The sequence below is a fragment of the Thalassobacillus cyri genome, from assembly GCF_900107755.1.
Classification (GTDB): domain Bacteria; phylum Bacillota; class Bacilli; order Bacillales; family Halobacillaceae; genus Thalassobacillus; species Thalassobacillus cyri.
The window spans coordinates 12,306-25,837 of the sequence record NZ_FNQR01000024.1; the positions used below are offsets into that span (position 1 = coordinate 12,306).

Annotated in this window: 15 protein-coding genes; 9 read left to right on the plus strand and 6 right to left on the minus strand. The window is 43.0% G+C overall.

Features of this window, described 5'->3' with window-relative positions; translation table 11 throughout:
• The first annotated feature begins 49 nt into the window (after positions 1-49).
• The 6 genes from BLV00_RS19745 to BLV00_RS19770 all read left to right on the plus strand — a co-directional run bounded on the left by BLV00_RS19745 (position 50) and on the right by BLV00_RS19770 (position 6,099).
• A complete protein-coding gene (locus BLV00_RS19745) occupies positions 50-730 on the plus strand; it encodes a TraR/DksA C4-type zinc finger protein (RefSeq protein WP_093046669.1) in 681 nt (226 codons plus the stop codon).
• Between the two features lie 906 nt (positions 731-1,636).
• Positions 1,637-2,203 (plus strand): nucleotidyltransferase domain-containing protein, encoded by a 567-nt coding sequence (locus tag BLV00_RS19750; RefSeq protein WP_093046670.1) that lies wholly within the window; start codon positions 1,637-1,639, stop codon positions 2,201-2,203.
• 120 nt (positions 2,204-2,323) lie between these two features.
• Complete coding sequence (locus BLV00_RS19755) at positions 2,324-3,622, plus strand: DUF2254 domain-containing protein (protein ID WP_245729028.1); 1,299 nt, start codon at positions 2,324-2,326, stop codon at positions 3,620-3,622.
• A gap of 154 nt (positions 3,623-3,776) precedes the next feature.
• Entirely contained in the window at positions 3,777-4,595 is an 819-nt protein-coding gene (locus BLV00_RS19760) for a DUF368 domain-containing protein (protein ID WP_245729029.1), read from the plus strand.
• A gap of 28 nt (positions 4,596-4,623) precedes the next feature.
• On the plus strand, positions 4,624-4,941 hold the full coding sequence (locus BLV00_RS19765; protein ID WP_093046672.1) for a thioredoxin family protein: 318 nt from the start codon (positions 4,624-4,626) through the stop codon (positions 4,939-4,941).
• Between the two features lie 81 nt (positions 4,942-5,022).
• The gene (locus tag BLV00_RS19770) at positions 5,023-6,099 is read left to right on the plus strand and encodes an NAD(P)/FAD-dependent oxidoreductase (protein ID WP_093046673.1); all 1,077 of its coding nucleotides are present in this window, start codon (positions 5,023-5,025) and stop codon (positions 6,097-6,099) included.
• 125 nt (positions 6,100-6,224) lie between these two features.
• On the opposite strand, the gene BLV00_RS19775 is transcribed toward BLV00_RS19770, so the two are convergent.
• Complete coding sequence (locus BLV00_RS19775; protein ID WP_176791756.1) at positions 6,225-6,881, minus strand: SIMPL domain-containing protein; 657 nt, start codon at positions 6,879-6,881, stop codon at positions 6,225-6,227.
• Between the two features lie 49 nt (positions 6,882-6,930).
• Positions 6,931-7,560, minus strand: coding sequence for a pyridoxamine 5'-phosphate oxidase family protein (locus BLV00_RS19780; protein ID WP_093046675.1), 630 nt, complete (start codon positions 7,558-7,560; stop codon positions 6,931-6,933).
• 135 nt (positions 7,561-7,695) lie between these two features.
• On the opposite strand from BLV00_RS19780, the gene BLV00_RS19785 reads away from it, so the two are divergent.
• Both BLV00_RS19785 and BLV00_RS19790 read left to right on the plus strand, forming a co-directional pair.
• Positions 7,696-7,899, plus strand: coding sequence for a hypothetical protein (locus BLV00_RS19785; protein ID WP_093046676.1), 204 nt, complete (start codon positions 7,696-7,698; stop codon positions 7,897-7,899).
• Between the two features lie 11 nt (positions 7,900-7,910).
• Positions 7,911-8,165, plus strand: a complete 255-nt coding sequence (locus BLV00_RS19790) for a DUF2164 domain-containing protein (RefSeq protein ID WP_093046677.1) — start codon at positions 7,911-7,913, stop codon at positions 8,163-8,165.
• 37 nt (positions 8,166-8,202) lie between these two features.
• Here the strand turns inward: BLV00_RS19790 and BLV00_RS19795 are convergent, their stop codons facing one another.
• From BLV00_RS19795 to BLV00_RS19810, 4 genes are all read right to left on the minus strand, one after another.
• Positions 8,203-10,320, minus strand: a complete 2,118-nt coding sequence (locus BLV00_RS19795) for a heavy metal translocating P-type ATPase (RefSeq protein ID WP_093046678.1) — start codon at positions 10,318-10,320, stop codon at positions 8,203-8,205.
• Entirely contained in the window at positions 10,313-10,678 is a 366-nt protein-coding gene (locus BLV00_RS19800; RefSeq protein ID WP_093046679.1) for an ArsR/SmtB family transcription factor, read from the minus strand. The genes BLV00_RS19795 and BLV00_RS19800 overlap by 8 nt, the downstream gene beginning before the upstream one ends.
• A 295-nt stretch (positions 10,679-10,973) precedes the next feature.
• Positions 10,974-11,651: a VOC family protein gene (locus BLV00_RS19805; RefSeq protein WP_093046680.1), complete on the minus strand. Its 678-nt coding sequence runs from the start codon at positions 11,649-11,651 to the stop codon at positions 10,974-10,976.
• 12 nt (positions 11,652-11,663) lie between these two features.
• Positions 11,664-12,659, minus strand: a complete 996-nt coding sequence (locus tag BLV00_RS19810) for an LLM class flavin-dependent oxidoreductase (protein WP_093046681.1) — start codon at positions 12,657-12,659, stop codon at positions 11,664-11,666.
• A 518-nt stretch (positions 12,660-13,177) separates the two neighbouring features.
• Between BLV00_RS19810 and BLV00_RS19815 the strand changes: the two genes are divergently transcribed.
• On the plus strand, positions 13,178-13,504 hold the full coding sequence (locus tag BLV00_RS19815) for a thioredoxin family protein (protein WP_093046682.1): 327 nt from the start codon (positions 13,178-13,180) through the stop codon (positions 13,502-13,504).
• Positions 13,505-13,532: the final 28 nt, after the last annotated feature.

A 13,532-nucleotide genomic window follows, 5' to 3' on the forward strand; every position in this document is an offset into this window, starting at 1 on the left:
AACCAATGGTCAAACTAAGCACAATACCAACAGGGAAGGAAGTATAAAGATGAAGTATGATCATTTAAGAAAACAACTGGAAGAACGTAAACGGGAAATCGAGCAGGAGCTTGAACAGAATGATCACTTCGGGTTCAATCGTGGTTTTGCCAGCGATACTTCTTCCGGCGAATTATCCCAATATGACAACCATCCTGCAGATTCAGGAACAGAGCTTTATGAACGGGAAAAAGATATCGCCTTAAGTACCCATATGCAAGAAGAATTGGCAGACATCAATTATTCCTTAAAGCAGATGGATGGCAGGACCTACGGGATATGTGAGGTCACTGGTAAAGAAATACCGATGGAGCGGCTGGAAGCTTTACCGACAGCACGTACAGTAGTAGAAGCATCCCCGAATCAAAGTGCTTCGGACGACCGCCCGGCAGAGGAAGATGTTCTGCAGACAACAGAGGAAGAGTATTATACAGGCAGTGAAGAAACCGAGTATAATGAGCAGAACGCTTATGAGCAGGTAGCTTCGTTTAATGATACAAGTATGACCTATGAAGATTCTTCGTTAATGGACAATAAAGATGGCTCCGGTTACGTGGAAACCTATGAGAACTTTGCTTCTACAGGGATTGAAGGATACACGGGGGATGAAAAAGTGGATTTTCAGCGTAACGTCCAATATGATCAATATATGCACGAACAGGAAAATATCAAAGAAGAAGAAAACTCATAAGCTGCTGCAAGTCCAATTCCAGACGAATGATCTTTACAAAAAGAAGCCGCTGTTAACCTCAGTGGTGATTTTACAGATAAGCTCCCTTTACTTGAAGAATCAGTTTCGAGACTTTAGGTTGCAATGATGGCGGCTGGGAAAACGGATCGTTTTCCGTGGGCATGTGGTGAGCTTCCTCAGGCTTCGCCTTGCGGGATCTCACCGAACATGTACATCCCACAGGACATTGAACATTCTTCCCACGCACGAAGAAAATGTGGATGCATTTTCGAGGAGTCTCACCTTTTTACCAGCCACCATACAAGGATTATAATCTCGAAGCTCCTTCAAAGATGATGTGTATATGAAGCAGAAAATACAATCAATTCGGCATTAGGGCAGGAACTTTCTTCTCGAAATTAAATAGTACATTCAAGGTGATTTTGATATGCTTATTCGGCAAGGGTTGTGGGGGGAAGGGTGAGACTCCTGCGGGAAAGGATAGACTGGCAAGACCCTGCAGAGCTTTCGCTCGAGGAGGCTTGCCGTCTTCCCCGTGGAAAGAAATTAATGCGTAATCACCTTGGGAGAAACGACACGCATAAGCAGACTGCTTATGTCGCGAGTGTCTAGGTGATGGAGCTAGAAAGCGAATCCTCCCCCAACGACCCTAATCTCCTCCAATATCTTGAAATCAAGTCTTCGACTTTACGACCCAATAGTTGAATAAGACTCTTTTGGAAAATTAACAACAACGCTTAACAAAGCCATAAAGAAAGAAGTGTTCGCAGCTTCTTTCTTTTTTTAGTTTGGAGCCGTCAAAAGCTGGACTACATGATTATTTAAGAAAACTGGTTAGGTTGTACCTGTTACAGGGGAAAAGAAGAATGGTTGGGAGTAGTGTTACAAGAGAAAAGAGGGTTAGTTATGTTTGAAAAATGTCAGGAAGTATCTCAATGGATGGCTGCTTTCGAAGGAAAATGGTTCATTGCTGGTGGTTGGGCAATCGATCTCCATATTGGCGAAGAGACACGTCAGCATCAGGATATCGAGGTCGCTATTTTTCGTGAAGATCAATCCCTCCTGAAAGAAACGATGTCAGGCTGGAGAGTTCATGTAATAGAGAATAAACAATTGAGAGATTGGGATCAGTTAGAACAATTGGAAATGCCGGTACATGAAATCCATGCAAAAACGGATGTACAAGAACTGGAAATCTTATTGAATGAAAGAGGTGGTGACCGTTGGGTCTACCGGAGGGAGCCTGAAATCACCTTTCCCATTTCTCATATGAATCTTCATTCAGAACAAGGGTTTCCCTATTTGAATCCAGAAATTGTTTTACTGTATAAAGCAAAAGAAACCAGGCAAAGGGATGAACAGGATTTCGAGAAAATTTTCCCAAGGTTGAATGAACAGCAGAAGGAATGGTTGAAGCAGGGGTTGATCCAATGTCACCCTAATCATCCATGGCTGGAAAAACTCCTGCTCTGACTAGTGTCATTTTTCCCCAGTTTAATTTAAGTAAGGAAGGGCAATAGAGTGCTTGTAATACATCTTATAGAATCGAGCTGACAAAGGTTGAATACAACTTCTAACTCCAAAAAAGCAAAAGTGAATATCAGAGACAGTTTTTGGTTTCTCCCTACTATTTACGGAATAATATCACTATTTGCGGTAGCAGCAGTAACATTTGCCGATCAAGCGCTGCTGCCGATGATATCAAAAGCGATTCCGAATCTCTTCTTGACCAATCAGGATATTGCCAAATCACTTTATAGTGCTTTGATCACAGCGATTTTGACAATGACCACGATCAGTTTTTCAACCATAATGGTTGTGCTGACTACTTATACTACTCAATTCTCACCCCGTACACTGCAGAATTTTATGCAGAGCAGGGTGACGCAGCATGTGCTGGGTGTATATTCCTTTGGTTTCATTTTTACTTTACTGAATTTGATTCTGCTTACAGAAGATAAAAAACAAGCGCTGGCAAGTCCGTTTTTTACGGTAGTTGTATCCATCGTTTGTTTAGCATTTTTTATTTTGTTCATCCATCATTCGGCAAAGTTTGTCCAAGTGAATAATCTGATTGGAGAAATAAGAAAAAACACCTCAGCCATCATCGATAAAACATTTTCTAAGAAAAGCCACTTGGATGCAAGCGAATGGAAGGAAGCTGATATCTCCCAATTAAAGGGAGGGAAGGGACAGTATATATTTGCATCCAGGTCGGGTTATATCCAACATGTGCAAATAAAAGAATTGGTACATTGGGCAAAAGACAATTATCTTATGTTAGAAGCCCATTTCTTTATTGGTGATTATGTCCAAAAAGGAATGCCGTTATTTACTTATTGGGGACAAAAGGAAGAGATTGATTGTGATACAAGCCAATGTAACGAATTCCTTTTGATCGGAAATGAACGCACAGACCTGCAGGACATTGAGTTTTCTATTCAGAAATTAGTTGAAATTGCAGTTAAGGCGATTTCACCGGGAATCAACGACCCCCATACCGCGGTAAATTGTATCAATAGAATTGGATCGATTCTGGCGGAGCTTGGTGATCAATATAAAGAAATACGCTATTACGCGGATGACGATGAGCACCTTCGATTGATTATGGAGCCCATCCATTACAGCGATTATCTGTATAAAAGTTTTTATCAAATTAGAATCTACGGAAAGCATGATATTTCCGTCATGAATGCTGTACTTGATGCATTATATAGGGTAGCGGTTGTTAATAAAAAACCTGTAAAAAAAGAAGTTTGGAAGTTTGCTGAATATATGAGGTCGGCTATAGATGAGGATGCTTTGGATGAGCTTGATTACTATTATTATAAGCAGTTAGTAGATAAGCTGGCTATTGCATGTGATCAATATATGGAATCAGAACGCCCTTGATAAAAAGGGCTTCTTCTGTGAAGAAGCGTACATAGATTTGTAAGCTTACCCGAACAGTATGTTAAACAGAAAAATGTATTCCTTCATTGCAATTTTTTGGTAGAATAGAAGACATGATTGCATGTATCGTGCATAGAAAAGGGGAACATGGACCATGAGGTTTGAATGGAAAAATATTTATCGCGGAATTCTAATGGGTGCAAGTGACGTAGTACCAGGAGTCAGTGGCGGGACCATAGCAGTTGTACTAGGGATATATGACCGGTTGATTGATGCGATCAATGGAATATTCAGCAGAAGATGGAAGGAGCAGCTAGGATTTTTGATCCCTCTCTTCATTGGGGTAGGAACGGCTATCATTTTACTGAGCCGGTTGATTGAGTGGCTGTTTGAGCATTATCCAGCCCCCACCAAATTCTTCTTTCTGGGCTTGATTATTGGTGTCCTGCCATATTTATATCATAAGGCTGATATGAAACATACCTTCAAAGGGAAGCATTACGGCCTGTTGTTAATTGGTGCTGTTTTTGTCGCATCGTTGTCTTTTTTTCAGGCAGGTGAAACAGAGCCGATGCAAAACCTGACGTTAAGCTCTTATATATTGTTGTTTTTTTCAGGCTGGCTCGCCAGCAGTGCTATGGTACTTCCCGGTATCAGTGGCTCATTTATTTTATTGATCATCGGAGTGTATTCCACCATAATCAGTGGTGTTTCTAACTTCAAATTGGATATTATCGCTGTAGTGGGTGTAGGGCTGGTGATTGGTGTGGTAATCATGAGTAAGATCGTAAAGTTTTTTCTTGAAAATTATACAGCTGGGACGTTCGCTGTCATCATTGGATTAGTCATTGGATCGGTGTTCGTGATTTTTCCAGGAGTACCTGAAAGCGGAGTGATGATGGCCGTCAGTGTGGTTGCTTTTATTGGAGGATTGCTGGCTGCCTATCTGCTTGGTAGAGTAGAATACAACTAGTACTAGATGCTGTAGAGGAGGCAAAGACATGGAAGCGATCAAGGCAGAAGAAGTTTTCGACGAGATTATTGAAAAAAATGAACCAGTCATCATCAAAGTTGAGGGAGCTGGGTGCCCGGATTGTATCGTGATGGATATGTTTATTGGAGAAATAATCGAGGAATATCAACAGTATGAATGGTACAAGGTGAACCGTGATGAGCTGCCTGATATCGCAAGCCGCTATGATGTAATGGGTATCCCTAGCATTCTATTGTTCCAAAACGGTAAAAAGCAAGCACATTTACATAGTGTGGATGCAAAAACACCGGAAGAAGTACAAGCATTTTTACATGCAAATCTATGACTTTGTGGGGCGGTCTCAGTATACCTATTGAGACGGCTCTTTTTATTCATTGGCAGGTAATAGAGAGGAGGAAGGAACACTGTGACCACAAAGGTAATATTAGTTGGCGGTGGGCATGCACACTTGCATGTCCTCCGCACGATGATTGAAGAGCGTGCCGATCAAGTGGAGGTGCTTTTGATCTCGCGTTCTTCCTATCAAGTTTACTCTCCTATGCTTGCTGGTTACGCGGAAGGTACTTATACAAAGGATCAGGTACAGATTGATCTACGGAAGCTTTGTTCCAAAGCGAATGTTCCCTTTATTCAGAGGGAAGCAGCTTATATCAACACCAACAGCCGCAAGCTTGTTTGTAAAGATGGCGCGGTTTACCCATTTGATATGCTCAGTCTGGATATAGGTGCTAAAAGCACACAAAAATTATCAGGTGAAATCGCTTCAATGAAGGAAGATATTATAGAACAAATCGATACGCTGCGAGAAAGCCATTATCCGTTAATTGTGAGCGGGGATCCATTAGGAGTCGAGTTAGCACTTGCAATTCAAGCTTATAAACGACGCTTATCGAACAAAGGGCATGTGCGTTTGCTTAGTGAGAACCGCTTGTGTGAAAGCGAGTCCCAGTGGACGCAGCAAAAGATTCTCCGTATCCTGAAGAAAAATGACGTTCAGGTTTGGGAAAATGAAAGTGTCCAGGCGATTCATGACGACCATCTTCTGACAGAGAAAAATAACAAAGTCAGGTATACGGGTTTACTCTGGCAAGGCAGGCCAGCACCCAGTCCTCTCTATGAACGTTCGGAACTCCCTGTGAATGCGAAGGGGTTTGTAGAAAACCTGCCTACTCTTCAAGTGAAAGACCATCCTTATATATTTGCAGTTGGGGATGGAACAGCTATAGGAAGTAAGTTTAAACATTCAGACAGTGAAGGGCATGCTGTCAGACAAGGTGAGTTATTATGGAAAAATATTTGCAGTTCTTTGGATGATTCACCTTTAGGAGAGATCCAGCCACAAAAACGTTCTTACTCCGTACTTTCTACAGGTGATCAAGAAGGCCTTCTCATATATGGGGCTGTCAGTGTCCATAACAAACAAGCATGGAAAGTAAGAAGCAAGCTTGATCAAAGTTACATGAATTATTTTCATAACGATTAAAGAGAGGCTGTCTATAAACAGCCTCTCATTTAATTTCAACTGCTCTCCATTTACTATAAAGGAGCGAATCCCATAACCTTAACAAAGGGCAAAAAAATTTTCTGAACTCTTTTTAATCAGGTTCCCTATAGATAATAATGATAGGAGACAAGGACGTCTGCTTTAATCATTAGCTGACCGGGTTCAATAGGGGTAGGAGCGGCTTGCAGCGCAGTCGCTGTAAAGAAGGGAGAAGGCTGGCTGGTGTCAGGATTCTCAATGACAGATTGTGGGATAGCGTTCAAGTTAGCATGGAGAGAGCGGGCAATTGTCTGTGCTTTTTGTTCTGCTTGTCGCAACGCTTCTGTCAAAGCCTGGTTGTATATCACATCCGTATGCTGAAGTGAAAATTCCACTCCACGGACAATATTAGCTCCATTAGCTGTAGCAGTGTCGATGATCGACCCAATGACAGTCATATCATAAAGGGTGATTTTCAATAGGTTGGTGACTTTGTAGCCTCGGAATACTTGCTCACCGTCTTTAAAGTCATAGACCGGATTGATGCGGAATTCACTGGTTTGAATTTGGGACTCTGGTATCCCTGCCCTGATCAAGGCATCTATAATCCTCTGGATGGATGCACTGTTTGCAGATTGAGCCTCTTGTAAACTCATATCCTCTGTTTCCACTCCTGTTATGATTACCGCCTGGTCAGGAGCGGCAGCCACCGTCCCTGTGCCAGTGACCTTCATCGTCCATGGTTTTTCAGTTGTATTCCGCTGTACGGGGTAATGATACATACGGCAACACCTCCTATCTAGCATATGCCTGGATAGGTAGATTCATGTTTTAATACAAACGCTTCGTATAACTTTCCTGCAGGTGCCTTTTCACAGTATCTTCATTAATTTCAGGAAGCTTGGCATGTTCGGACAGCATTCTGGCAGGGGAGGGGACTAGCTCACGATCGGGCCATGTTGTCGCATCCCATAAATGAGACCGTTTGAATGCTTTGGCACAATGAATATAGCATGCTTCTACCTTAACAGCGATGGCAAGGGCAGGCATATGTCCATTTGATTTTAATCTTTCTAGTAAAGCAGGATCGGTGGTCAACGAGGCTTTCCCATTAACACGAAGTGTCTCTTCCAACCCAGGAATGATGAAAAGGAGTCCAATCGAAGGGTTTTCAAGGATATTCCGAAGTGAATCCATTCTTCGATTCCCGGGTCGTTCAGGAATAAGTAAGTACTTTTTTGTCAAAATGTAAGCGAAGCCTGGGGCATCACCTCGGGGAGAACTGTCACAGTTCCCTTCATGATCAGAGGTTGACATCACTAAAAATGGGGATAAAGATATGAAATGCTGGCATAAAGGGTCAATATGATTGATCACCTTATTAGCAGCTAATTTACTTGGGCTTCCTTGAAGCGCTTCCAACTGTTCAGTAGTTTTGATTGTTTTTTTGATTGTGTCCATGGTTACCTCCGTGTGAAAGGGTATGAAACTATTGTCCTGAACAATTCGAGGTGCGTCAAGAGAATTATTGAGGTTTAAGGAGGAATAAAGGCTAAGGAGTCAAATAAATAACATACAAGGGAAGGGGATTGGTGGATGGGAATTCAATGGTATGATTGGATAACGCCGACTACACCTGCTGCAGGATTATTTTTTGGTTTTGTATTCACCTTGATAGTAGCCATTATAATGAAGTGGCAAGAGAAAAGCTGGCGGTTATTTTTTACAGCCTTGGGAGTCGGAGCAGTTGTTTCCTTGTTATTGGTAAGTGGGTTGAACTGGCTGGGATATTATAGTTAGGAGTTGAATGTATGAATAAAATGAAAAAAGAAGACCGTGAACAGGTAATAGCAGCCATTCAGGAGTATTTTGAACTTGAAAGAGGAGAACAGCTAGGGAGCATCGCCGCTGAACAGCTGCTGGACTTCTTTATGAAAGAGCTCGGTCCGTTTATGTATAATCAGGGGATTCGTGATGCGAAAGGGTTGGTAGAAGAAAAGGTAATGAATTTGGATGAAGATATCTTAGCGCTGGAGCGCCCTGTCGGTCGGAATTTTTATCGGTAATAATAATACTCCCACCCAAAATAGGTGGGAGTATTATTTAGTTATCTTTAACTCTTAGTAATCGAAGGCCGTTCAGGGTAACGAGCAAGGTCGCACCCATGTCTGCAAAAATGGCAATCCAGAGTGTGAGCCATCCTGGAATCACCAGGAGAAGTGCTGCCAGTTTGACAACGAGCGAGAATGTGATGTTCTGTTTAATGATGGCAAGTGCCTTACGACTAAGTTTTACGGTATAAGGCAGCTTGTTAAGATCATCCCCCATTAAAGCTATATCTGCAGTTTCAAGCGCTGTATCCGTACCAGCGCCACCCATCGCTATCCCGACAGTCGACGAAGCTAGTGCCGGGGCATCGTTCACTCCATCACCAACCATAGCGACACTTCCATATTGGTCCCGGTAGCTTTTGATGAATGCCAGTTTATCCTGCGGGAGCAGCTCGGCTTTCGCTTGACTGATGCCGATCTCATTACCGATCGCATTTGCGGTACGTTGGTTGTCTCCGGTCAACATGATTGTATAGTTGATCCCTAATTCTGAAAGCTGTTTAATGATAGTACTGCTTTCTTTTCGAATGGTATCACGGACGGCAATCAAAGCATGGAGGTGAGTATCCGTCCCGGCCAGCATCACTGTATTTCCTTGTGCCTGCCAGTCATGAATCCGTTCAGTTATCTGTTCATCATAACCAGCTTTATTCTTGAACAAGGAAGGAGAACCGATATAGTAGGTGATTCCATCGATCTTACCTGTAATGCCTTTTCCGGTAAGTGCCGAGAAGTCACTCACCTCTATTTGTTTATAGTCGATTTGCTTTTCATCTGCACGCTGCAAAATAGCGGCTGCTAATGGATGCTGAGATTTATACTCTAATGCTGCGATCCAACCCATAGGATCGGGAGAGTTTGAAGCGACCAAGTGATATTCAGTCATTTCTGGTGTTCCTTTTGTCAGCGTACCTGTCTTGTCAAAAGCGATCGAGCGGATCGCGCCCATTTCCTCTAAATAGACACCGCCTTTGATCAGTACGCCGTTTTTCGCAGCATTACCAATAGCCGTAACGATGGCTACCGGAGTCGAGATGACTAATGCGCAAGGACAGCCGACAACAAGAACGGCCAGCCCTTGGTATACCCATGTTCCCCAGCTTGCTCCGAATAATAGAGGAGGCACCAATGCGACGAGCAAAGCTACCAGGATGATAACGGGAGTATAGTACTTGGCGAACTTATCGACAAAGTGTTGGGACGGTGCCCGCTCAGCTTGCGCTTCCTCGACTAGATGAATAATTTTCGAAAGTGTTGTATCCTGGACAGTTTTAGTTACCTCTACCTCAAGATAGCCTTCTTCATTCAACGTGCCGGCGAATACTTCATCACCTTCCGCCTTGCTGATAGGGAGTGATTCGCCAGTGATGGCTGCCTGGTTGATGGCGGACGACCCTTGTGTGATTTTACCGTCCATGGCTATTTTCTGTCCTGGCTTGATTACCATGATATCTCCTATTTGGATGTCCTTGACATGAAGCGTCACCTCTTGACCATTACGTTTGATCAAGGCTTCATTAGGTGCAATATCCATCAAGGATTGAATGGAAGCACGGGCTTTATCCATGGAATATGTTTCGAGTGCTTCGCTTATGGCGAACAACACAACTACAACCGCTGCTTCGCCCCATTCCCCGATAATGGCAGCCCCGATAACTGCGATTGTCATCAATGTCCGCATATCAAAGTCCAGCCGGCTTAAATTTTTCAAACCAGTAATAAATAGGGTAGTACCTCCAATGATGATGGCTGCGGCAAATGACGTAATGGTAAATCCATGCTCTTCCCCATACGTAAAGAATGACGCGTACCCTAAAAGGATGAATAAAATCGATAAAGCTTCTTTTTGGTAGGTCTTCCAGAAACTTTTTTTCTCTTTTTCAGGTAACGGGGCATCTTCTGGGACGAGCTGCAAACTTTCAAAAGCTCCTGCTTTTTCTAGTTCTTCAATGGTAGTGTCTCCATATACGGTGATTTTGGAAGCACCGAAATTTACATTCGCTTGATCCACACCTTCCAGGTGTTGGACGTTCTTTTCGAACTTTTGCGCACAGCCTGCTCAGGTGAATCCCTGAACACGATAAGTTCGTTTATCTGTTTGTTCACTCATGGTGTGCCACCTCCTTAGAATGAGTGAAGGCCATATCGATTAAATGGCTGACATGGTCATCATTCAAACTATAATAGGCAAGCTTTCCCTCTTTCCGATATTTTGCTAACCCTGAATTTTTTAAATGTCTGAGATGGTGGGAAGCGGTTGCGTTGGAACTATCGATAATATTAGCTACATCACAGACGCATAATTCTGTTTCTATTCTTAGCGCATAAGCGATTTTTAACCTTTTTTCATCTGCCAGCGCTTTGAAAATCTGCCCGACATTGGGAAATGAATGGTCCTCGATTTTATTTTTAACATGGTCCACTTTATCCCGATGGATACAGGTGACATCGCAAGTATCTTTCGCCATCGTTTCACTCCTTATTCTAATCTTCGTTTGAATGTATTGTATTCAAATATCCATTTGAATGTCAAAAGAAATTTAAAAAACTGTCCTTTAGGAGGTTTATTCAACTATCTCGAAATGCCTATCAAGAATGGCGTGCTTTTGAAGCAGCAAGTACGATCAATTCGGTAGTGACAAAAAGGTGAATTCTTGCAAGCAAAAAAATCGAGTATGAAACCTTTGAGATTTCATACTCGATTTAACCTGCCGTCTCTACTGTTTCGACGCGCAGTTTGAATTACGAGGGCAGTCTTCTATACTATATTTTTGCACCTTCCAAATCTACGTGGATACCTTCGTCTTTGGAAAGTACCAACTTTCCGTTCGCCAGATCCCAGGAGAAAGGGAGGCTTTTCTCTGTAGGATTTTCAGGTGTACCTAAACAGTAGATCTTCTGATATAAATCAACGGTTTGTTCTATATCGGGAACTCCTGTCTGAATCTTGTTGAATGACTGGGTGTTGATTAGATATGCATCATCAGGTCGGTAACTGCCTTCCCATTCGATTAAAAAGGGAAGGGTAAGGTCAGCAGCTTCAGGAAATAGCATTCGCCACTTTAAGATGGATCCGTCGGTTTTCTCTCTGCTGCCGGGAAAAGGTCCCTTATAAGAAATTCCTTTTTTATCCCAAGTATCGATATAGTGATTCATGTCTGTGGTACGTAAAGCGAATTGAATCGGTCCCTGTCTTCCGCTAGATAAAGCAAGTGCCAGCTGTTGAATTAAAGGATTATCCGATTGGCTGGCTATCTTTTCATTTTCAATTCCGATCCATTCGAGATAGCAATGATTTTTAAGATGGCTCAGGTGATTAAATGTGCCCCAGCTATCATGCCGACCCCCGGGAATCCCTTTTATTCTATAATTTTCTTCAAAGGTCATTTGGTCTTGTAATGGATGATTGGTCGCAATCACCAAGTGATCAAAAGCAAGCATAGATATACCCCCTCAGTTGGATAGGCCGAATTCATCAGCTAATAATTCATAGGAACGTAATCGTTCTTCAAATGGATGTACAATAGTGTTGATAATTAGTTCATTTACACCATAATCGGATGCTAGAGTTTCCAGCTCTTTTTTCACTTGAGATGGAGACCCCACTGCCATACGGCGGCGGTTTTCCTGAATCCGTTCTTTTTCAAAAAAAGTATAGGGATAACGTGCCGCCTCATCAGCTGTGGGGAAATGCTCCCGTTTCTCGCCTTGTTCTATCTTAAGCAAGGCTAAATCGAGGCTGGAGGCCAGGTATTCTGCTTTATCTTCCGTATCCGCGCAGATGGCAAAAACTGAGACATTTCCTTCTGGATGAGACTGTTGCAGGGAAGGCGCGAAGTGTTCTTCATAACGCTTCATTGCTCTCGTTCCCCCATAACCGTTAATGAAATGCGCAAAAGAATAGGAAGTACCAAGATCCGAGGCAAGACGGGCACTTGTACCACTGGATCCGAGCATCCAGACAGGGGGAGCTGTTTCACCTAGAGGCGTAGCGTACACATTCATTTCATAAGGATCATGGCCATGAAGGTAGGCCATAAGATCCTTAACCTGTTGGGGATAGCTCTCAATAGATGGATGCTTTCCATTATTCAGTGCCAGGTTTACATTGGGTAAGCCTCCGGGTGCTCGTCCGATCCCTAAATCGATGCGGTTGGGGTGAAGCGTTTCAAGCACCCGAAACGACTCTGCGACTTTATAAGCGCTATAATGAGGGAGGAGGATACCTCCTGTGCCCACCCGGATTTGCTTCGTATGGGCGGCAAGGTGCGCAATAAGGATTTCTGGAGCCGATCCTGCAAGGCTTTTCGTACTATGATGTTCGGATACCCAAAACCGGTGATAACCAAGCCTATCGGTGAATTGAGCCAGTTCCGTCGTTTGCTGTAATGCTTGAGTTGGAGATGTATTTGTTAAAATAGGTGATTGATCTAATACGCTCAGTCTCATGGTTTTCTCCTTTCGTACTATTCACGTACATCCTGCCATCACTGTTGTCAGGATGCAACCCATCCGCTTTTTTTATCTTGATGGCTCAGTTGAATTTTACAGTTAAGCTCCCTTTACATGAAGACTCAGTTTCGAGAGAAACTGTTTCCGTTACGGTGGTGAGCGTTTGGAGGTCCGTGAAATCACTCGCTTTCCGTGGGCATGTGGTGAGCTTCCTCTGGCTTCGCCTTGCGGGATCTCACCGATCATGTTCATCCCATAGGACTTTGAATAAGCATCTTGAATAAACACCGTACGAAGGAAATGCGTAGCATTTTCGAGGAGTCTCGCAATTTCCCGGCCATCCCTTACTCTTTTTTGGTAAGAACCCCTTTTACCTTGAAACTGAGTGTCCCATTAAACGGCCCTATTGTGGAATAACAGCAACGTTTAACAGAGCCATTTTGATAAACCCGGCATATAAAAGGCTTGAATGTGGAAGATACAAATTAAAAGGAAAATAGTAAGGAAGTGATAAGGTGGAGCGTTTTTATGAGTTAGAAGCCCTCAAAGTAAAAATTGCAGAGAGTAAAATAGCACTATTGTATATATCCGGAGCCAACTGTTCGGTATGCCATTCCCTGTTGCCTCAGATAGAAGAAGTGGTGAAAAAATACCCTGAATTGGATGCGTATCAATTGGAAGCGGATGATGTGCCGGCCGTAGCTGGAGAGTATACGATTTTCACTGTGCCGGTCGTCATCATCTTTGTTGATGGGAAAGAGGTAGATAGAAAAGCGAGGTTTGTACCCATTGAGGAGCTGGATCACCAATTATCTAAAATGATTGGCTTAATATTCGATTAAAATAGCCGGCATCGCTTCTTTAAAGTCG